This window comes from Acinetobacter sp. ANC 4805 (assembly GCF_022549495.1).
Classification (GTDB): Bacteria; Pseudomonadota; Gammaproteobacteria; order Pseudomonadales; family Moraxellaceae; genus Acinetobacter.
Window position 1 is genome coordinate 67361 of sequence record NZ_JAKZGD010000007.1, and the last position, 22934, is coordinate 90294.

16 protein-coding genes are annotated in these 22934 nt (G+C 37.1%); 10 read left to right on the forward strand and 6 right to left on the reverse strand.

The window, feature by feature from the left end:
* Positions 1 to 7 precede the first annotated feature (7 nt).
* The 7 genes from MMP60_RS10820 (at position 8) to MMP60_RS10850 (ending at position 13422) form a co-directional block, all read left to right on the forward strand.
* Positions 8 to 2731, forward strand: coding sequence for a BamA/TamA family outer membrane protein (locus tag MMP60_RS10820; RefSeq protein WP_241336264.1), 2724 nt, complete (start codon positions 8 to 10; stop codon positions 2729 to 2731).
* A 48-nt stretch (positions 2732 to 2779) separates the two neighbouring features.
* Entirely contained in the window at positions 2780 to 7285 is a 4506-nt protein-coding gene (locus MMP60_RS10825) for a translocation/assembly module TamB domain-containing protein (RefSeq protein WP_241336265.1), read from the forward strand.
* A gap of 134 nt (positions 7286 to 7419) precedes the next feature.
* A complete protein-coding gene (locus MMP60_RS10830; protein ID WP_241336266.1) occupies positions 7420 to 7887 on the forward strand; it encodes a DUF4124 domain-containing protein in 468 nt (155 codons plus the stop codon).
* A 102-nt stretch (positions 7888 to 7989) separates the two neighbouring features.
* Positions 7990 to 8349 carry a hypothetical protein gene (locus MMP60_RS10835; RefSeq protein WP_241336267.1) on the forward strand — a complete coding sequence of 120 codons (360 nt, stop codon included), beginning with the start codon at positions 7990 to 7992 and terminating at the stop codon, positions 8347 to 8349.
* A 259-nt stretch (positions 8350 to 8608) separates the two neighbouring features.
* Positions 8609 to 11248, forward strand: a complete 2640-nt coding sequence (locus tag MMP60_RS10840; protein ID WP_241336268.1) for a bifunctional aconitate hydratase 2/2-methylisocitrate dehydratase — start codon at positions 8609 to 8611, stop codon at positions 11246 to 11248.
* A 212-nt stretch (positions 11249 to 11460) separates the two neighbouring features.
* A complete protein-coding gene (locus MMP60_RS10845; RefSeq protein ID WP_241336269.1) occupies positions 11461 to 12801 on the forward strand; it encodes an AAA family ATPase in 1341 nt (446 codons plus the stop codon).
* A gap of 3 nt (positions 12802 to 12804) precedes the next feature.
* A complete protein-coding gene (locus MMP60_RS10850; RefSeq protein ID WP_241336270.1) occupies positions 12805 to 13422 on the forward strand; it encodes a 16S rRNA methyltransferase in 618 nt (205 codons plus the stop codon).
* A gap of 118 nt (positions 13423 to 13540) precedes the next feature.
* On the opposite strand, the gene MMP60_RS10855 is transcribed toward MMP60_RS10850, so the two are convergent.
* A complete protein-coding gene (locus MMP60_RS10855; RefSeq protein ID WP_241336271.1) occupies positions 13541 to 14998 on the reverse strand; it encodes a DASS family sodium-coupled anion symporter in 1458 nt (485 codons plus the stop codon).
* A 364-nt stretch (positions 14999 to 15362) separates the two neighbouring features.
* On the opposite strand from MMP60_RS10855, the gene MMP60_RS10860 reads away from it, so the two are divergent.
* Genes MMP60_RS10860 through MMP60_RS10870 form a run of 3 tightly spaced genes read left to right on the forward strand, consistent with a single transcriptional unit; the run spans position 15363 to position 18208 of the window.
* On the forward strand, positions 15363 to 15806 hold the full coding sequence (locus MMP60_RS10860) for a hypothetical protein (RefSeq protein ID WP_241336272.1): 444 nt from the start codon (positions 15363 to 15365) through the stop codon (positions 15804 to 15806).
* 58 nt (positions 15807 to 15864) lie between these two features.
* Positions 15865 to 17391 carry a tyrosinase family protein gene (locus MMP60_RS10865; RefSeq protein ID WP_241336273.1) on the forward strand — a complete coding sequence of 509 codons (1527 nt, stop codon included), beginning with the start codon at positions 15865 to 15867 and terminating at the stop codon, positions 17389 to 17391.
* A gap of 16 nt (positions 17392 to 17407) precedes the next feature.
* Positions 17408 to 18208 carry a DUF2182 domain-containing protein gene (locus MMP60_RS10870; RefSeq protein ID WP_241336274.1) on the forward strand — a complete coding sequence of 267 codons (801 nt, stop codon included), beginning with the start codon at positions 17408 to 17410 and terminating at the stop codon, positions 18206 to 18208.
* Positions 18209 to 18329: 121 nt separating this feature from the next.
* Here MMP60_RS10870 and MMP60_RS10875 read toward each other — a convergent pair whose 3' ends face one another.
* From MMP60_RS10875 to MMP60_RS10895, 5 genes are all read right to left on the reverse strand, one after another.
* Positions 18330 to 19580, reverse strand: coding sequence for a mechanosensitive ion channel domain-containing protein (locus tag MMP60_RS10875; protein WP_241336275.1), 1251 nt, complete (start codon positions 19578 to 19580; stop codon positions 18330 to 18332).
* 117 nt (positions 19581 to 19697) lie between these two features.
* On the reverse strand, positions 19698 to 20237 hold the full coding sequence (locus MMP60_RS10880; protein ID WP_241336276.1) for a DUF2058 domain-containing protein: 540 nt from the start codon (positions 20235 to 20237) through the stop codon (positions 19698 to 19700).
* Positions 20238 to 20240: 3 nt separating this feature from the next.
* The gene (locus MMP60_RS10885; RefSeq protein ID WP_241336277.1) at positions 20241 to 20921 is read right to left on the reverse strand and encodes a YoaK family protein; all 681 of its coding nucleotides are present in this window, start codon (positions 20919 to 20921) and stop codon (positions 20241 to 20243) included.
* A gap of 9 nt (positions 20922 to 20930) precedes the next feature.
* A complete protein-coding gene (sstT, locus tag MMP60_RS10890; RefSeq protein WP_241336278.1) occupies positions 20931 to 22130 on the reverse strand; it encodes a serine/threonine transporter SstT in 1200 nt (399 codons plus the stop codon).
* 395 nt (positions 22131 to 22525) lie between these two features.
* Positions 22526 to 22837, reverse strand: coding sequence for a metalloregulator ArsR/SmtB family transcription factor (locus MMP60_RS10895; RefSeq protein WP_241336279.1), 312 nt, complete (start codon positions 22835 to 22837; stop codon positions 22526 to 22528).
* Positions 22838 to 22934 lie beyond the last annotated feature (97 nt).

Here is a 22934-nt window from a genome sequence, read left to right on the forward strand (position 1 = left end):
GTTCTACATGCCATCTAAAGCTAATTTTAAACAGTTACCACTGGTTCATTCTATGCATTTAATTTTTAAAATGCAGAGTTTTCCTAAACTTATTTGTAGCACTTTTTTAATTAGTTCTTGTATATCAGTTGCTTGTGCACAAGAACAATTAATGGATACATCAACTAATAAAACGGTTGCGCAATCTCTTGACCCAACTAAACCTGAGGAAAAAGCCGCGAACACATCAGCTGCTTTATCTGGAAGTGTCAATCAGCTTGTCTCTAGTCAGTCACAACAAGACAGTGTATTGGCATTGAAACAGCAAGAGCAGTCCGTCAATCAGATCAATGAGTTAAAGCCAATTCAATTGGATGACAACTTAGAAAATCTGCCAGTGATCCCTGTTGATCAAGCGATGACGAACGAAATCTTTCGTGTAGCCGAAGATGCAAAAAATGAAGCACAAACATATCGAGATAGTTTATCTAAAAGTCCAGAATTAATTGTTAATGATATTTCACAACCTGAATTGCTTGAAATTACCAAAGCTCCTGTTGATATTAATCAGCTCATACAAGAGATTCAAACAGACAGTAAAATTGTTGTAGAAGCGAATGCAGCAGGTAGAACATTGCCTGAGTTTCAAAATCAGAATGAGCAGCAAACTGAAAAAGTTGGTTTTTTTAGAAAAATATGGAATCGTTTTCACCCAGAGAACTTGTTGAGTGCTGAAAAAATTCCTCGTATTACTGCCGAGGTTACAGGTGCTCCTCCAGTTTTGGCAACCAACATCAAAGCAAAGCTCTCAAGTTTTACTCAAGAATCTTTTGAAGATTTTAATGTCGCTTTACCCCAATTAAGAGTTTTGACCAATCAGGCAGCGCAGGCGGTTGGTTATTATAATGCGACATATAAATTTGAGCGTGTTAGTGACACCAAAGTTAAAGTGATTGTTACTCCAAATGATCCTGTGCATATTAAAGATCAGAATATTGAGTTTTCTGGTGCTGGTGAAAATTTACCTCAATTCCAAGTTTTACGATTGGTTCCAGAACAAGATAAAGGCGATATTTTTAATCATGGCAAGTATGAAACCACAAAAACCAAGATCGTGAATACAGCTTCGGATAATGGTTTCTTTGATAGTTATTGGCGTATGCATGATGTCAAGATTAGCCAACCTGAGAAAGTTGCTGAGATTAATTTAAAATACGAGACTGGTGAACGATACGAGCTTAAACAAGTTGAGTATCGTATGAGTGATCCAAGTAAACCTTTGCCATTAACTCAAAAAGTTTTAGATAGTCTAGCGCCGTGGAAAGAGGGTGATGATTACGCCTTTTGGCGTGTGAATGCTTTGGCGAATAATTTAACCAATACCCGTTATTTTAACTACACCTTAGTGGATACGATAAAGCCAGATCCAGTTCAGTCCCCATTGGAGCTTGCACCTGATTTACAAGCTTTAGTCGATCAGCAAAAAGTACAGCAATCACAGCTATTGAATAGTCAGCAAAGAGCAGACCTAGCGAGGCAAAAAGTCACGTCTTCACAAGAAGTCACTCAGGATGTTGTAGATGAATCTCAATTCTCAGGAGGACAAGCACCACAAGCCTATGCGTTGGCACGTACTATGCCATTAACACCTGAGCATGAAGATGATGACGATGATCGTCAAAAGCTTGAAGAACAAACAAGAATTGAGAAAAAAATTCCAGTTGTGGTGACGCTGAATGCTGATCGTTTAAATAGTCTAGAAACAGGTATTGGTTACGGTACGGATACAGGCGCTCGTATTCGTAGTCAGTATCGACGTGCAATTGTGAACCAATATGGTCATGCCTTTGATGCGAACGTTGAAGTATCACAAATTCGTCAGTCTATAGATGGTCGTTACAGTATCCCTTATAAACATCCGTTAAATGATTACTTCAACCTTGTGGGTGGTTATGAGCGTGAAGAGCGTAATGATATTGGTCCAGATATTAATTTATTGGTTGAGTCGGCTGTTTTAGGTGGAGAACGTGTAATTAAAAATCCGCTTGGCGACTGGCAACATATATTTGGCGTACGTTACCGCCTAGATCGTTTAACTCAAAAGGGTGATATTGATATTAATGAATTACCTGACGCTTTCAAAGTTTCAGGAATAGATTCAGAGCAAGAGTCTTTGTTGTTCGGATATGAAATTTCCAAGACCAATAGTAATTCTCGATTGAATCCAACAATCGGCTTTAAACAAACTTATAAGCTTGAGATGGGGACTGAGTCATTATTGTCAAATGCAAATATGGCGATATTGACAGGTGGTTGGCGCTTTATTTATTCATTGGGCGAAAATGAAAACCATCAATTTGTTGGTCGAGCCGATACCAGTTATATTTTCACTGATGACTTCAATAAAGTCCCTTATAACCTCCGTTTCTTTACAGGTGGAGACCAGTCTTTACGTGGTTTTGATTACAAAAGTTTATCACCTGAAGAAAATGGTTTTAAAATTGGTGGACAAGCTTTAGGGGTTGGGTCATTAGAATATAATTATCAATTTAAAGATGGTTGGAGAGCAGCGATTTTTTCTGATTTTGGTAATGCATACGATAAACAATTTAGCAACCCAACTGAATATAGTATGGGTGTAGGTATTCGTTGGCGATCGCCAATTGGACCAATACGATTAGATGTTGCATCGGGTATTTCCAATGATAATAACCCGATACGATTGCATTTTTTCATTGGCTCACAGCTTTAATAATTTAAAAATTTCCTTTAGAAAAGGTCAAACAATTTCAGGTTGATTATGACGGAAGTAGAACAGCAACTAACACCACCAGTTGAACCAAAACAAGAACGGCGCATTATTCGTAGTATTGCGCTGATCTTGCTGATCATACTTTTATTATTGGTGAGCTCTTTAATTGTCATGATCTCCACTGATAAAGGAAGTCGCTTCCTATTAGATCGCGTTCTACAAAGTCAGAAAATGATTCGCTATGAATATGAAGGTGGAAATTTGCTCCGAGGAATCATCCTCAAAAACATTTTAGTTCAATTGAAAGCAGTTGATGTCTCTTTAGATCGAGCAGATGTTTCTCTTGGATGGAGAGCTATCCTAAATAAAGAGATACATTTAAGTCATGCTGATGTTCAAAATTTAAAAATTATTAATAAAAAACCACCGTCGGGTCAACCATTTGCTTTTAGTACGATCAAACTTCCATTTATATTACGTGTCGATGAAGCGACCTTAGACCATCTTGAAATTAAGACTCAAACAGCAAAAGTTGGTTTTAATGATATTTATCTCAAAGATGCTTTGTGGTCTGGAACAAAATTAGAGTTTAAAGACTCTAAAATGGATATGGGCTATTTGGCTTTCAAAAATGCCACTGGGCAAATGGATTTTAGTGGGAAATATCCAATCAATGCGAAAGCTGATCTGATGCTTCCTTCATTAAAAAGCTTAAATATTCATACTATTAAGGTGGTTGCAGCAGGCTCATTAGATACATTAAAGGCTGGTGTTGCGACGGAAACGCCTGATTTGCTCACAGGCTGGGCGGTGATACATCCTGTACGTGATCATGTCCCAATGCAAGGTGAATTAATATTCAAAAACTATCATTTACCATTGTTGAAAGAACAGAAGTTATTTGCCAAAGATGGCGTTGCACGATTCAATGGTGATATTCAAAAACTAGTTTTAAGCCTAGATACCGATTTGAAAGGCGAGCAAATACCTGAAGGCAAATATAATGTATTAATGGATACTGACTTAAAGAATCAATTGAATATTCAAGATTTTAATGGTCAGTTAATGGGTGGATCTGTTGCGCTCAAAGGTTTAGTGAATTGGCATGAGCATGTTTCATGGGATATTAAGGGGCGTTTAGATCGCTTGAACCCCAAAGATAAGACTGTGCCAAAAATTGCTCAGGATTTCTTACCGCCTAATTTGGATGCAAATCTGAGTTCATCTGGGTCAATGGAAAAAGGTTTGGCACTCAATGCACAGCTTGCTTTTGATCAATATGAAACTTGGGCTGTCAAATTAAATCAAGCTGCATCTAAAGATCACAAACTACAGCCAATGCTGTTAAATGTTGCTTGGAAAGATATAGATCGTGCAGTGCCATATATTGGTTGGTTGAGTAGTGACGAAGGTCATACCGATATTGCATTAAAACAAGGTCAACAAAATATCTATGTTTCGACGACTATCAAACCGCATGAAAAAGCGTTATTGCCAACAGGTCAATATGATGCTCGTCTTGACTTAAAAGCCAATTTTCTTAATGTCGAAAATTTTCGTTATCAAGCGCTAAAAGGTAGCTTGTCTGGGCAGGCTAAAGTTAAATTACCAACAGAAAAGCAACAGCTTGCATGGCAGGCACAGCTTAAAGCAGAGAGTTTCAATCCTCAAACGGTGGTTGCTGCTGCACCTGTCAATTTATTGAATGGCGATATCAAAGCAACGGGTTTTGCAAAACCAAATCAACAAATTATTCAACTTGAACGGATTGATTTAAACGGTCGGATTGTTCAATCAGGTCGTGTCGAAACTGTTGCTTTAAAAGGTAAAAGTACCACGGCGTTATTATTTAATGATCAAAAGTCGGGTGGTGGTTTTAAAAGTTTTGCTGTGAATTACGATGGTTCGCTCAATGCTCTGAACCAAGGCAATGGATTGTTAAAAATTAATGTGGCAGGTACGCCTGAGTACATCAAAATCAATGAACTAAAGCATGATGGTGTTGCAGGCAAGGTTTTTGCTACAGGTGCTGTTAATTTAAAAGATAAATTAGGTTGGGACATCAATGCATCTTTAGTTCGCTTTAAACCGCAATATTTTGTTTCTAGTCTTCGAGGTGAACTCTCGGGGCATGTTAAAACACAAGGTGTTTGGTCTGAAAAGCTTAAACGTATTGATATTCGTGATCTAAATGCAGCAGGTTTTCTCAATAACAAACCTATTCATGGACGTGGAAATCTCTCGTTATTGTTAGATTCCAATCAAAAAGGTTTCTTACCACAACAGTTTGAAGCCAATAATTTATTTTTTGCCTATGCACAAAATCAGTTACAAGCGACAGGAAATGCACAAAGCTTAAAAATTAAGTTAAATGCGCCTGCCTTATATGAACTTTATCCAGGTCTGCAAGGTCGGGCATATGGAAGCTTAAATGTTCAATCGCAACCACGTTTAAAGGCAACTGCAAATATCGCTGTTGATAATTTTGCATTCAACGAATTGGCAAGTATTCGGTCGCTACGTATTCAAGGTGAATTGCCAACTTCAGAAGCAACACCGACCTTGTTGATTGCGAAAGTTGATCATTTACGTAGCGGCAATCGTGAAATTGAAAATGCAACGATTAATCTAGGCGGTACGCGTAAAGCCCATGTACTGAAAGTTGAAAGTAAAAATCGTCAATCTAACTTTTATGTACAGCTTGCAGGTGGTTTTAACCAGAACAATGATTGGTTAGGGCAACTACAAAAAGGTCACTTTAAATCACGCCGTATTGATCTAGTCCAAAATCAAAGTGCACCGATCATATATTCTACTGCTCAGTCTGAATTGTATATTGGGCAGCATTGTTGGCAGAGTCTACATAGCCAAGTCTGTTTGGATCAGTCCGCACGGATGAGTCAAACAAAAGGTAGTTTCTCTGTTATTACCAAAAATTTAGATTTGAACGATTTTGCTGTATTTATGCCAGAAGGCTTGGCTGTTACGGGTCAACTCAATGGTTATGCTCGAGCATCTTGGGCAAAAGGCAGTCGTCCAAAACTTGATGCGAGTTTAATTACTCGTAAAGGTGAAATTGGTCTTGCACCTGATGATCCTCAAGATATTGCTACTACAGTCACGTATGACGAATTAAGTTTAATTGCCAAAAGTGTTAGTGATGGATTGCTATTCCGTGTGGATATGAAAACACCTGATATTGGGACGGGTTATGCCAATGTCATTGTGAATCCTTTCCAAACGGGTATGCCAATGCGTGGTGAAGTCGCTTTTGATGATGTGCAACTCAAAGTCTTTAAACCCTTTATTAAAGATGTACGTTCAATGGCAGGCACATTAGCACTGGCAGGAAAAGTGAATGGAACACTGACTCAACCACAATTTACAGGTGAAATGCGTTTAAAAAATGGCGCGATCAGCATGATTTCACTTCCTGTGAATCTGAATAATATTCAGCTTTATTCATCTATCCGACAAGACTCAGCCAGTATTGATGGCGCATTTAACAGTGGACAAGGGGTTGGACGCTTGAAAGGGAGCTTTGATTGGAAAGAAGATCCGCATCTTGCATTGACGTTGAAAGGTGACAATTTATTAATTCGACAAGCCCCGATGATTACGGCGATTGTACAACCTGATTTAAGTTTGGATGTTTATCCATTTAAGCAACAATTGAGTTTGAAAGGAACCATTGATGTTCCACGCGCACGTATTTCTATGCCAGAAACCACTGCACCTGTTGTGAATATTTCACCCGATGTACGAGTCGTGCAGCAAGGACAAGATTTACTTGCGACATTGAAAGCAGCCAAACCTTGGGATATTCGCGCGGATATGACGCTGACATTAGGCAATCAAGTGATCTTCCAAGGCTTTGAAAGTAATATTCCATTGGTTGGTCGTTTACATTTATCACAACGTGGTTTAGAAACTGCGATGCGGGCGAATGGTGCGATTGGGGTCAGCCAAAAAGTGAAAATTGAAGCTTATGGTCAAAGCTTAGATTTGAACCGTGCAATTGCACGTTTTAATGGCCCACTTGCCAATCCAACACTTGATATTGATGCCAATAAATCTGTTCAAGGTAGTATGATCGGTTTGCGTGTCACAGGTACGGCAACAGTGCCGAATGTTCAAATTTATAATGATGCGGGTTTATCGGAACAAGAAGCACTAAATGCATTGGTTACAGGTCGTATCAATGAGGGAAGCAGTGGTTTAAGTAATACCGAAGGCTTTAAATCTGATGTTAATAATACGATTGCTGCGGCAGGTATTAGTATGGGCTTGGGTGGTACACGAGCATTAACCAATCAGATTGGTCGCACCTTTGGTCTAAGTGGTTTAGCGCTTGATGCACAGGGTACAGGGGATGATACACAAGTGAGTTTAACGGGTTATATCACACCAGACCTATTTATTCGTTATGGTATAGGCGTATTTACACCTGTAAATAAATTGACTTTGCGTTATCAAATGAATCGCCGTCTATATCTAGAAGCAAGCCAATCCTTAGAACGAGCGATCGATGTATTCTATAACTGGCGTTTTTAAATAATTTTTTACAAACCTGTTTTATAAAAAATAAAGCAGGTTTTTTTTAATCGTAGATATTTAAAAAAAATATGATAAAATTACACAAATCATTGAAAAATAAATAAATTTATGACATTTTTTGGAGATGGTGAATGAAATCTGTCACTTTAAGTCAACTTTTGGTCACCATGAGTGTAACGTTGCTAAGCCTTACATTCCAAGCAAATGCGAAAGAATATTATAAATGGGTCGATTCGAAAGGTGTTACGACTTATTCTGCGACGCCACCACCTAGCCAAAAACAAGAACCGCAACTTGATTCAGCAATAAAAAATGTCAATGCTATGGCTTCAACCCCAAGAGTTGTAAATATTGCTGCTACATCAAATGTAAAAGACCTAAAAACAACGGTAGCACCGAATCCGCAAGCAGCTAAATCAACAACAAATGCAACCATTACAGCAGCATCTGAAACGGTATTTACTGTGAAAGATTGTAATGGCGTGAGATGTTGGGATACACAGGGTAAGCATTATAATTTTGTCGCAGGGAGAACGTATCTTTCAGCAACGGGTGGAAAATGTCAGAAGATTGGTAATAACATGCGCTGCAATAAATGATTTGTATGTTTTTATGGCGACCCATGCAGATTTGAACGCTTCTTTTTGCAAAATGAACAACTTTCAGTATGATGTGTGCATCAAATTAGTCGCAGTATGATGATGAAGAAAGTTTTATTGATTGCAATAGGTTTGGTTTTGGTTGGCTGTGCAGATAAAAAACCATTAACCCCAGCGGAACAGTGGCATGGCTACTGTGTCAGTGTGGGAAATGCGGCACGTTCGATTACTTTAGATCGCCAAAATGGAATTGAACAAAAACAAGCAATAGAACATGCGACTAAAATTGAAGATGAAACAACACGTAAATTTATCTTTGGAATTATTGATACAGTGTATGCGCTACCTATTGATCAGCTCAAGGCTAATCCCGATGCAGAACGTGAACAGTTGAAGCAAAAATTTACAACGCAATGCTTAGCAACACCACATGATCAGCTACCAAAGTATAAATCATTTTAATGGATTTACAGAAAAGACAACACTTGTTGTCTTTTTTTATAGATCTAATCTGTTGTTTTATTGAGCTTTGATCTAAGACCAAAGCGGTATTCAAAATAGACGAACATTTCGCTATAAAATAATGGGCATCACGTAGAAATACGGTAGTTCCATTAACATTTAACTCGAAGTCTAGTAAAATTTTAATGTCCATATTACTTGTAAAGCTTGTAGCAAGCTGGAACTTACGAGTAATTTTTTAAAAAAGAGGAATAACACTGTGCTAGAAGCTTACCGCCAACACGTTGAAGAACGTGCCGCACTCGGAGTCCCACCGAAGCCGCTTGATGATGCTCAAACTGCTGAACTTGTAACTTTATTAAAAAACCCACCAGCAGGTGAAGAAGCATATTTAGTAGATTTGCTTGAAAACCGTGTTCCAGCAGGTGTTGACCAAGCTGCTTATGTTAAAGCTGCTTTCTTGGCTGCTCTAGCAAAAGGCGAAGCAACTTCTCCACTTGTAACTAAAGAACGTGCAGTTTACTTACTAGGTACGATGCTTGGTGGTTATAACGTTGCTCCTTTAGTTGATCTTCTTGACAATGCTGAACTTGCTGAATTAGCAGCAGAAGCATTAAAGAAAACACTTCTTGTATTTGATGCATTCCATGACGTAGCAGACAAAGCAAAAGCAGGTAATGCTGCGGCTAAAGCTGTATTACAATCTTGGGCTGAAGCAGAATGGTTCACAAGCCGTGCTGACGTTCCAGAAGAAATCAAAATCACTGTGTTCAAAGTAACAGGTGAGACCAATACGGATGACTTGTCTCCAGCTCAAGACGCTTGGAGCCGTCCAGATATCCCATTACATGCAAACGCAATGTTGAAAAACGAGCGTGATGGTATCAATCCTGAAAAACCAGGTGAAGTTGGTCCATTAAACCAAATCAAAGATTTAATCGCGAAAGGCAACCAAGTTGCTTACGTAGGTGATGTTGTTGGTACGGGTTCTTCTCGTAAATCTGCAACTAACTCTGTACTTTGGTTCTTCGGTGACGAACTTCCACACATTCCAAACAAAAAAGATGGTGGTGTGTGCTTAGGTTCTAAGATCGCTCCAATTTTCTTCAATACAATGGAAGATGCAGGTGCATTACCTGTAGAAATCGACGTTGCTAACATGAATATGGGCGACGAAGTTGTATTGAAAATTGATCATGCTGCTGCAAAAGTAACTGCATTCAAAGACGGTGCACAAATTGCAGAAGCTGAGCTTAAAACCCCTGTACTTTTAGACGAAGTACGTGCGGGTGGTCGTATTAACTTGATCATCGGTCGTGGCTTAACTGCGAAAGCGCGTGAAGAATTAGGTCTTGCACCTTCGACTTTATTCCGTACGCCTGTACAACCTGCTGACACTGGTAAAGGCTTTACACAAGCTCAGAAGATGGTTGGTCGTGCATGTGGTTTAGCTGAAGGTCAAGGTATCCGTCCGGGTACTTACTGTGAACCTAAGATGACAACTGTTGGTTCTCAAGATACAACTGGTCCTATGACTCGTGACGAGTTAAAAGACTTGGCGTGCTTGGGCTTCTCAGCTGACTTAGTGATGCAGTCTTTCTGTCACACTGCTGCGTATCCAAAACCAGTTGACGTAACAACTCACCATACATTACCAGACTTCATCATGAACCGTGGTGGTGTATCTTTACGTCCAGGTGACGGTATTATCCACTCATGGTTAAACCGTATGTTACTTCCAGATACAGTTGGTACTGGTGGTGACTCACATACTCGTTTCCCAATCGGTATTTCGTTCCCAGCGGGTTCAGGTCTTGTTGCGTTCGCAGCTGCAACTGGTGTTATGCCACTTGATATGCCTGAATCTGTACTTGTTAAGTTCAAAGGTAAAATGCAACCTGGTATCACTCTACGTGACCTAGTACATGCAATTCCTTACTATGCAATTCAAGCGGGTGACTTAACTGTAGAGAAGAAAGGTAAGAAAAACATCTTCTCTGGTCGTATCCTTGAGATCGATTTATCAGAAATGGAAAATGACTTGACTGTTGAGCAAGCGTTCGAACTTTCTGATGCTTCTGCTGAGCGTTCTGCGGCTGGCTGTTCAGTAACACTTTCTGAAGAGAAAGTTGCTGAATACTTACGTTCTAACATCGTTATGTTGAAGTGGATGATCGCAGAAGGTTATGGCGATGCTCGTACTATGGCGCGCCGTGCTGAAAACATGCAGAAGTGGTTAGATAACCCAAGCTTGTTGAAAGCTGATGCTGATGCAGAATACTTAAAAGTTTACGAAATCGATCTTGCTGACATCAAAGAACCAATTCTTTGCTGCCCGAACGATCCAGATGACGCGAAACTTCTTTCTGATGTTCAAGGCGACAAAATTGATGAAGTATTCATCGGTTCTTGTATGACGAACATCGGTCACTTCCGTGCTGCGGGTCAGTTACTTGATAAAGTACCAAGCGGTTCATTGTCTACTCGTTTATGGTTGGCTCCACCAACGCGTATGGACGAGCATCAATTGATGGAAGAAGGTTTGTATAACATCTATGGTCGTGCTGGTGCGCGTACAGAGATGCCGGGCTGTTCATTGTGTATGGGTAACCAAGCACGTGTAGCACCGAACACAACATGTGTATCGACTTCTACGCGTAACTTCCCGAACCGTTTAGGTCAAGGTGCAAACGTTTACTTAGCTTCTGCTGAGCTTGCATCTGTTGCTGCGGTTCTTGGTAAATTACCAAGCCCAGAAGAATATCAACAGTACGCGTCGCAAATCGACAGCGCTTCTGCTGACATCTACAAATACTTAAACTTCGACAAGATGGGCGAATATACAAAAGAAGCTGATCAAGTTGATACTAAGAAAATCCAAGCAGCTCAATTGACTTAATAAGCTAGGATCAAGAAAAGCCGAAAGGCTTTTCCTAGCGCAAGAACAAAGCTATGCTTTGTTTGAGCAAAAAGCTAAAATAAGGGCTGAGTAATCAGCTCTTATTTTTTTTTGGTGAAGTCAAATAATAGTAATTTTTTATTGTAATTAGAGATTTGAGTGTTAGACTGAAGATACTAATTTAAATTGTCATTTTATACATTGATTGTCATATGAAAATTGAAATTCGAAATTTAGGCGCAATAAAACATATTGTTTTAGAACCCAAACCATTAACAATAATTACAGGAAAAAATAATAGTGGTAAAACATATGCAATGTATACACTATGGGCATTAGCATCATTAGGTGACCGAATAGTCTTTGATGCTGTCGATGATCTAGCTAAAAGCCTTAAAAATAATGGAGTAATTGAATTTAATTTAAAGAACTTTATTAGGGAAAATTGGCTAAACTTAATTAACTCAATAAATAAAGCAATACCTAATTTAGTTGCAGCAACTTTTAATGTTGATGCGAAAACTTTTAAGGATTCACAAATTTCATTTAAATTTACATTTGAAGAGTTTGAAAAACAATATTTAGATGTATTTGATCTTTCATTGATTGATATTGATAGAAAGGGAATATTTGAGGTTAGTTATAGCATTAGAACTTCCTTGTTATTGATAAGAAATAATTTTATAAGTAGGGAATTCCCTACATTCCTTTTTAAAAATTATATTAGTAATATAATTGCAAAAACAATTTTGAGCCCGTTAGCAAAAAATGCATTCTTAATGCCTACCGAGCGTGTAGGACTCAATCTTTTTTTTAATGATTTGAATACACAGAAAAAAAATATTGATAATTATTTAAATAATCCAGATAATTTTAAGGCAAAAGATATAGATGAAACTTTAAATAGAACTTATTATTCGAAACCTATAGAAGACTATATTAACTTCTTAAATGATCAGGAGTTTGATTATAAAGTTAAAAGTTCATTCTTATCAGGAAGTCTTCAACATCTAAATAATTTTATTTCTGTGAATTTTAGAAAGGATAAAGGCAATATTTATTTTCAAGATGTTAATGGTAATGAGTTAGGCATTCATTTAGCATCCTCTGCAATTAAATCGAATTTAGCTTTATGGGTATATTTGAATAATATAGCTGCAAATAATAATTTATTAATGATTGATGAACCAGAAATTAATCTACATCCCGATGCACAACGTCATATGGCACGTTTAATAGCATTTTTAGTAAATAAAGGTATAAAAGTTGCGATTAGCACGCATAGTGATTACTTTATTAGAGAAATAAATTCATTAATTATGCTGAATAATGATTTTCCTAATAAAAAGAAAATTTTAGGAGAGTTTAACTATACTTCAAGAGATCGATTGACTATAGACCAAGTTGCAGCATATTGTTTCGAAAATGGTAATGCAACTAGGATGCCTATAGATAGTAGATATGGAATACAGGTTGATACATTTGATGATGTTATAAATACTATGAACGAGTCATTTGCCTCCATACAGTTCCAGCTTGATGATGGGTTATAGAAATTGAAAATAAGTGAATTAATTAATAATTTGAATAATCTAATAAATTCAAATTATATAAAAAATGTTTATAGTAATTTTGAACTTATTGAGGAAAATAATGAAGCAGGTGTTATTAAATCTCATACTTTAAAAATTAAAGCAAATATTAGAAACTTTTCCTATTCTTTAGATTCGAAATGTAGTGTTTCTGGTAGAAGCTTAAATCCATTCGAAATTTTTAACTCTTCTACCGCAGATATATGTTCAAAAAATGATTTAACAATTTTAATTCCAGATGAAGTTACCAATGTATTAAAAGTATTTATATTGGAGATGAAATCATTTAATGCTACTGGCGCAGCACATCAAATACGTTCAGGGAAAAATTTTCTTGATTATTTAATATCAGTCCATAATCTTAATTTTAATCATTTACCCTATAATGTCGAGGTGTACGGCATATTGGCAAAAAAACAAAAAGGTATGTCTAAACCTACTACAAGTATGAAAAATAGACAATTTATTTTTAATTGTTGTGAACATAAAGGGTATAAAATACCAACTTTGGAATGGAATGTAGATGAGTTGCTTCCTTTGAATCAAGTTGTTAATAATATGAAAGTTAAAGATTATTCTTAAAAATAATAAAGCCCAGTTTTTACTGGGCTAATCATTTAAATGCTATATAATCAGGCAATTAGATTTATAAAATCTCTATTTAAGACATATCTCTCTTAAGAGTTTCTTGGATTTAAAATCACCAATAACCCAATACTTTCCACCAAAGTCCGCCAATCACCACAAAGATGATGATATTCACTACACTCATCACAAAGCCAGCTTTCCACCATTCGCCTAGTGTGGTGTAACCCGAACCAAATACCACAGGCGACGTACCTGTTGCATAATGAGTTAAGGTCATCATGATGCTAGAAGCTGCTGCCATCATTAAGGCAAACAACATCGGTGGTGCACCCAATGCCAGTCCAGCCGTATAGAAGGCTGCAAACATGGCAGTGATATGAGCAGTGGTACTGGCAAACATATAATGTGCATACAGATAGGCAAGCATTAACAATAAACAGGCAGGCATCCAGCTGAGACCTAAATGACCAATCCCTGTTTCTAGCACATTTGAAAACCATGTGATTAAACCGAGCTTATTTAAATAAGTCGCCATCATCACCAAAGCAGCAAACCAAGTAATCGTATCCCATGCACTTTTTTGCGTCAGGATATCTTCCCAAGTCAGTACACCCGTGAGCAACAGCAAAGCCAAACCAATAAAGGCTGTCGTGGTGGGATCAACCGCCCAAGCTGAACCAAAGATCATGGCAGGAATGCCGGCCCATAACAGCAGCAAAATACCAAACACACCGAGCATGATGATTTCATTCTTACTCACCGAACCCATTTCTTTTAATTTGGTTTTGGCAAACTGAGCTGCATTTGGCGTTTCTTTGATTTCAGGTGGATACATCCAGTACATGATCAAGGGCATGATAATCAAGGCAATTAAACCAGGCGCTAACATTGCGATTGCCCATGTACTCCAACTCAATGAAATTTCGCTATTGGTTGCCTTTGCTACTAAATCAACTACTAATGGGTTAGGGGCAGTTGCTGTAATGAACATTGCAGAGGTAATGGGGTTGGCTTGGTAGTTCACCAATGATAAATATTTCCCCATACGACCTTCTGTACCCTTAGCAGGATCAGAGTCATAGCTAGTGGAAATTGCACGTACAATCGGATGAATAATCCCACCGCCACGGGCGGTATTACTTGGGGTAACAGGTGCGAGAATTAGTTCAGACAGCACCATGCTATAACCGATACCAATGGTTTTCTTGCCCCAAACGGCGATAAATAAATAGCCTAAGCGTGCGCCAAGTCCTGTTTTCTGTAAGCCTTTGGAGATCATGATCGAAATACCAATTAGCCAAATCAAAGGGCTGGAAAAACTACTCAGAGCATCTTGAATTGCACCACTTGGACTATCATTGGTGACACCTGTCACGGCGACCAAAGTAATGGCGATAATGGCAATCGCACCAATCGGCATTGCTTTACCGATAATGGCGGCAATGACACCGATAAACATTGCCAACAAATGCCATGCATTAGGATCAACACCTGAAGGTACAGGAACAACGAACCAGATCAGCAATCCAATAAATAAAGAAATAAATGTAGGGAGAGCTTTGAATCCCATGTAAATTCCCCTTGTTGTCATGGGTTTAATAAAATTTAAAGTTTTTTATGAATGAAGCATCAATGAAATAGGCCTTTATTATTAGTGACCGAGGAATAAAAGTTCAAAGAGAATTTTGTTGAAAGAGTGTTGTATTACTTGATTGAAAGATGAGAGGATAAATCTAATGAAAATGGACTGTCTAAATTAACTGCTAAATTTTATTTTAAATATTGATGTGTTGTGGTTTTTAAAGATAAGGTGATATACTTTTATTTAACTAAAGAATTATTTTAATTAATATTAACTAAAAATAATTTGTCTTTTATTTATTTCTGTTTAATATTATCATGGTTGTTGAATTTATAACAAGAATAATGCTTTTATGATAGAAAATTTTATTGAAACAAATGAGTCCATTGTTTTTGGTGATAAAGGTTTTATTTCATTAAAGCTTAATAATTTCCGTGACTTAGTTTCTCGTAAAAATGATAAGATTAGGATATGGTTGAAGTTTTATTCTATAGAGACAGATGAGGAAGGCATTGTTTTAGATGTCTTTCTAAGTCTGGATGATCGCAAAATGGATAGTCTTAAAGCAGAAAACTATATTGACTCAATTGCATTGTTTGGAATTAAAAAAATTATAAAAGAACATCATGGGGGAATAGATCATGCAATTGATATAAGTAATTTTATAAATAAAAAAAATATAAAACATTTGAATAATTGTTTTATTAATATTAGTATCTCAAATCGTAAAGAGCTAAAAGAAAATAACAAGGTGACAATAGATAAAATTTCTATTCTAAAAGAAATAATTATCTGAACAAATAATTTCAAAGTTGTCGATATTTTATAAGCAATCATTAAGGAATGAAAATAAAATGACATATATCAGAAAAAGCGTTTGGGCGAATGGTGGGGATTTTGATGATCCTATATTATTTTGGTATGCTAAAGCGGTTGGTGCTTTAAAAACCAGAGCATTGGATGATCCAACAAGTTGGCGTTTTTTTGCAGGGATACATGGTTTTGAGGCTGAACTATGGGAGGGTTTTGGTTATTACGATCCTACAGTTGACCAATTACCGAGCCAACAAGTTCAAGCGACTTACTGGCAACAATGTCAGCATGGAACATGGTTCTTTGTACCATGGCACCGTGGTTATCTTGTCGCAATAGAATCTATTTTAAGAACTGAAATCATAAATCAAGGTGGACCACAAGATTGGTCATTACCATTTTGGGATTATAGCGATACAACAAACCCAAATGCAGCATACATGCCACCAGCATTTGAAAGAACACATTTACCTGATGGTAGCGTCAATCCACTTTATGTTGCTCAACGGTATGGAACTTATCACCCACTACCAGCCCAAGATATAACACTCACCGCTTTAGAAGACTTGCAATTTACCACACCGCATAATTTTAAGGCTTTTGGTGGACCTGAAACCTCATTCTCCCACTCCAATCGTATATTTGGTGATCTAGAAAGTAAGCCTCATAATTTGGTGCATGATGATATTGGTGGTGATAATGGCATCATGAGTGATCCTGATTCAGCAGGTTTGGATCCAATATTCTATCTACACCATGCCAATATCGACCGTTTATGGAGTGTTTGGTTGGAATTGGGCAATGGGCGCTCGAACCCAGTTGATGCACAATGGCTAGAAGGTCCTGTTACAGGTCGAAAATTTATTATGCCTTTGGCGTCAGGGGATTCGTGGCAATACACGCCACAAGATGTTCAAAATAACTTAGATATTAATGTTAATGGTACTCAACTTGGTTATGAATATACAGCAGGTTCAGGTGTCAGTGCTGCTCAAGAAATGCTATCGACCAGTGAGAGCCGAGCTAAACTTTTAGGTTTTGAGTCCTTCAAGACACCATTAAACTTGCAGCCTGTTGCATCAGAGCTTATTGGTGCAACAACAAAAAAATTGCAGATTGATGGCTTAACCAACGTTACAATTCCTTTAGACCATAAAATGAAAAATACGCTACAAAAAAGTTTTATGGCTTTAGAAACGCTGTCCGATAAGGGGGTTAGTGAGCCAGATCGAGTGTTTCTAAAACTTGAAAATGTTAAAGCCAATCGAGAAGGGATTATTCTCGATATCTATACGACTTTGGCAAATGATGAGAATCCGAACAATACCAGTTTAGTTGAATCAATCGGTTTGTTTGGGATTCGCAAAGCATCTAATGCGAAGGAAGAGCATGGTGGAGCAGGGTTAAATATTATTGTCGATATCACCAACTATTTTGATGAACTTCATCTGAATAAACAGATCGTTGACACAAATGCATTCCCTATTTCATTTGTACCGCGCCAACCTTTGGCTTCGGATGCAGATTTAAGTATCGGACAAATTAGCGTGTACCGAGAAGGCTTATAAGGATTTAAGCATCATCATGAAATTACAGGTATATTTTTCAATACTCAAACGTCCGCCATTTTCAATATTGTTATGTATTGGATTGCTGGTTTGGTTGTTTTTATTACTACAGCCCATCGTTATGGTTGAATTCAATATACCTGTACATGGACATGCTCATCATCATATTCATACCCATCAGCGAAATGGTTTATGGTCTGTTATTATGCAGACCATAAACATACATTGGTTCTTAATGCTGATTGCGATGATGTTTCCTTTGCTGTCAGATGCAGTCTTGGCGATTTGGCGGAAAAATTTTCCACGAAAAAGATATATGGGTTTAACCGCATTTTTTATAGGTTATATCGTTTTTTGGACGTTCATAGGTATTGTACTTTTATTCCTAACAGAAATCTTGAATAGTATTTTAGATAGCTCAAAGGAACTGGTTTTAGGCTGTATATTGGTTATTTTATTGTTTTGGCAAGCAACACCGTGGAAACAAATGAGCCTGAATAGATGCCATATACCACCAATGATTAATCCTTTTGGTTTCCAATCAGTGATTGATTGTTTTAGCTATGGTTTGAAGAAAGCATTTTACTGTGTAGGTACTTGTTGGCCACTCATGTGGATTTCATTGGTAACGATGCAACATACGATGTATCTGATGCCACTCTTTACTTTTATGATGTATTTTGAACAGAATTTGCCTTGGAAACCAGAACAATGGCGGATTCCTTATCTTTATTCTTTTCATAATTTCTATAAACAATTGAGTTTCAAACAGAAAAATTCTACTCATCCTATTCTAAGGTTTGATAGGAAGTTTTGAAAAATTAACTTTATTATGAATAAGATCGGAACATCACTAATTTGATTTGAAACTTTATATTTTGAAATAGTTTTAAGGCTTTATTACTTTAACGGATAAAGCCTTAAAACGAAGGGCCGTATTAGGTTTGTGCATCTTTCATAGGAGTGTAAGCTTGAAAGTCATAACCTGAAGGTGCTTGGTAAATTCGTAAGCCAAATTCAGGGGTAATCGCAATTAAATGATCGAAGATGTCCGATTGAATGGCTTCATAAGATGCCCATGCAATGGTATTTGTGAACGCATAGATTTCTAGGGGTAAGCCTTCGCTAGTTGGTTGCAACTGACGAACTAAAATAGTTTGATTCTGAGCAATACCATGATGTTGGCGTAAGTAGAACTCTACATAAGCTCTGAAAGTTCCTAAATTGGTTAAACGGCGTTGGTTATATTCCGATTGGTTACTCAAATGGTGATTGAACTTTTCAATTTCTGACTGTTTTGCATCGAGATATTGGTCTAAAAGTAAAAAATCTTTCAGTTTTCGTTGTTCAGCATCTGTCATGAAGTGGACACTACTTTGGTCAATCAAGAGTGTACGTTTGATACGGCGGCAGCCTGAATTACTCATACCACGCCAATTTCTGAATGTATCCGTAACGAGTTTATTGGTTGGGATCGTGGTGAGGGTTTTATCAAAGTTTTGTACAGTCACTGTATGTAAAGACATATCAATGACATCACCATCAGCATTCAAAGATGGCATCTCAATCCAATCACCAATACGAACCATGTCATAAGATGCGATCTGTACACTTGCAACGAGAGAAAGAATGGTATTTTGAAATACCAACATCAAGACTGCTGCCATAGCACCAAAGCCAGCGAGCAGGGTGAATACATCTTTCTTGAGGAAAGTACCCAAAATCATAAGACCACATACAACGAATAAAATCAGTTTTATCAGTTGCAAATAACCTTTAATAGGTTTGTTTCTAGATTTCGGGTTACGTTGGTAAACCAGATTAAAAATATTCAGTGCTTCACTAATCGTCAAGGCAAGTGTAAGAAAAATAAATGCCTGAGCCCCCATTTGTATAAATGTGATTGCTTTTGAGGGGAGGTGTGGAATCGTAGTGATCCCATTCATCATCACAATTGCTGGGACAATGTTCGCAAATCGTCGAGTAACACTATGCTGTGCAAAGATTGATTGATGAGGAGATTTAAGTTTTGTAATAAAGTGGCGAATACCACGAACAATGATTTTTTTGGCAATGAAATTTGCTAAAGCTGCGAAAAAAATTAAAATTGTCAATGAAATGAGCATTTCTAACCACGGGTATTGGCTCAATTCATTTTGAATTTCACTTATAGAACCTAAATAATCCAAATCCAAACACCTTACAATTGATACTTGTACAATTGTAAGGTGTTAAACATGAATATGATAAATTGATCACATTTCACATACGATCTGTAAGGTTGTATTACAGAACTGAATTATGATTTACCACATTAAATCATCTGGAATGACATACGCTGCATATGGATCTTCTTCATTCGTCGATTGATCATTTTTCTCAGTGTTATTGTTGACTAAGATAAAGCCTTGCATTTTTTGATCAATTTTCTCTGCAAGTGCCTTAGGAAGATAAGCATATTTATCTTGATCTTTAGCAATCACTAACGAACCTGTAACTAATGCATTATAAACTTGTTGCGAGAGGTAAACCTTTTTAATTTTACCTTCATCAATAAACTGATAGCTAACATCACCTTCAGTTTGGGCGATCTTGTGCTGTTTAATCATTTGAATGATTGAAGCTTTTAATGCTTTTTCTTCTAAGATTTTCTGCTTTTCTAAATTCAATGCTTGATCTTTGGCTAGTTTTTCTTGGTTTACTCGATCAATGTCCGCTTTTAAAGCAGCATCATCATTTTTCCCAGTACGTTGCTCATGTTGCACTTGTTTGGTTAATTTTTTTGCCTTTTTGTTATCGACTAAACCAGCCTTTAGTAACTGAGCTTGCAATGCATTTTTAACCATAATTCAATCCGAATTTGAGTTGAATGAAGAACGAAAGTAGACTACCCAATAAGCCATGCTCATGATAAGACTGAGGCTTGCTGGTATGAGAAAGGTTTGTAATTTTAAAGAAGGATAAAGCAAACTCGCAATCAGTCCACCGACAAAAAAGCCAATAAAAATGAGTAAATGTAAAAAAATACGCCGATTTTCAATTTTTAGACCACGGGCTTTATAGCCTAAGGTCAAACCAATGTCAGTCAAGACACCTGATAAATGGGTGGTGCGGATAATCGCTCCTTTATAGTGACTGACCATTGCATTTTGTACACCCATTGCCCCACATGCCCACAGCAAGCCATAACGTGGAAAGTAAGGGAGTAGTAACCATGTCAGAAATAGAAATGCAGCAACTAAACTGAGAGGAAAACCATAATGGCGACCAAATGCGACGTTGCTATTACCAAGAATTAAGCCGCTGTAGAATGATCCAATGACAAAACAAACAATCACTAAACTTAGGTAAATAAAATGCTCTGGTTGCCAGTCTAAAAGACTCATCGCAAGCATGCTGACATTACCTGTCATATGTGAAACAGATTGGTGTAGAACTGTAAATAATCCTAAAACGTTCACCATACCAGCATTTAATGCAAGTAAAAAAGCACCAAGTTGAATCCAGTTTGGTAAACGTTGTAAGGGCATAACAATCTACTAATTTTTTCGGTTTCGGAAATCTACAGCAGCAGTGAATAAAACGTCGGTTGAAGAATTAAGAGCAGTTTCAGTTGAATCTTGTAATACGCTGATAATCATACCAATCGCAACCACTTGCATTGCAATTTCAGATGATATACCAAACAAGCTGCAAGCAACAGGGATGAGAAGCAATGAACCGCCTGCAACACCAGATGCACCACATGCCGAAACTGTTGCGACAACAGACAGAATAATCATGGTACTTAAATCAACGTGAATTCCGAGTGTATGAACAGTTGCAAGCGTTAATACGGTAATTGTCACTGCGGCACCAGCCATGTTTACCGTTGCACCGAGAGGAATAGAGACACTCGCCGTTGCTTCATTGACACCTAAACGCTGAGCTAAATCTAGATTTACAGGAATATTTGCAGCCGAGCTACGCGTGAAAAATGCAGTAATTCCACTTTCTTTTAAGCATTTAAATACCAGTGGATAAGGATTAGCTCGCATTGTGAAGGCAACTAATGCAGGGTTAATGATTAAAGCAACGAATAGCATCGTGCCAATCAATACAATTAGCAGATGTGCATAGCTTGATAGTGTTGCTAAACCTGCATCTGCAAATGTTACTGCAACTAAGCCAAAAATTCCGATAGGTGCAAAGCCAATGACCGTATGAATAATTTTGTTGACTGCATCAGCAACATCAGTCAGAACTTGTTTGGTTGTCTCAGAACTATGACGTAATGCCAAACCTAAGCCAATTGCCCAAGCTAAAATACCAATAAAGTTGGCTTCACTGATTGCTTGTACAGGATTGGCAATAAAACTCAGCAGTAGATTCTTTAAGATTTCGGTCAGACTACCAGGTGCTTGTAGGGCAGGTTGAGTTGACAAATTTAGGAATAGTTGACTTGGGAATACGATACTTGCAATAACAGCACTAAATGCTGCGAGCAGCATTCCGACGACATATAAAATCATGACAGGCTTTAAGTTGGCGTTTTGTCCAATTTTGAAATTAGCAATTGATGCAAGGACTAAAACAAAAACAAGAATAGGTGCAACCGACTTCAATGCCTTAATGAACAATTCACCTAATAAACTTAAATAAGGTGTAAAGTTAGGAAATAGCAATGCCACACCAATTCCTAAAAAGATAGCAATAATAATTTTGCTGACTAAGCTCAAGCGAGACAATATATTAAACATATAATTGGTTTAAGGTTAAACAAGCGCCGTATTCTATACCTAAGCCATCTGTTTTTTTTAACTTTTTTGATGAGTGAATTGCTTTAAAAGTAGTGTAAAAATTAAAATAATGTTTTTAAAAGTCTTTTGTAAAAATGCAATAGATCTTTTTGTATAAAAAAAGATCTATTGACTTCATTTTGCTATTGGAACGTAGAACAGAGAGATAACGTTATTTTTTTAACCTATTGATAAGATTAAAATCTAGAAATAGAACTATGGTTGTATTTTATTCAAATAAGCAAGATACCTATATTGGTCTTAACAAGTTTTGAGAGTGTTTTATAGCAATTTTAGAATGCTTATATGCATTTGATGGAAAGTGCCATAAAAATTAGACAGTGATCACCTAGAACTTATATATTAGGACAGTAGTTTTCATACAGTGTAGTTAAAACAACTTGTAATTTAGGGTCGTTAATCGAATAAAAGATCTGTTTGCCATCACGGCGTGTAGAAACAACATTACTTTTCCTTAACATCATAAGTTGTTGTGAAAGTGTAGGCTGTAGAATGTGTGTGGCTTCTTCGATCTGGGACACATTTAATTCTTGCTTGCTTAAATGGCACAAAATAATTAATCGATCTGTGTTTGCTAGAGACTTAAGTACATTAACGATAGAGCTTGCAGATTCTCTCATCACATTGATCTCTATATCTTTTTTCATATTATCCTCACATATTTAAGCCGATCTTAGTATAAGGTGAGATAACAAGAAAAGTGTATTAAAACTAGATAAATACAATGATTTTTTGTGAAAATAT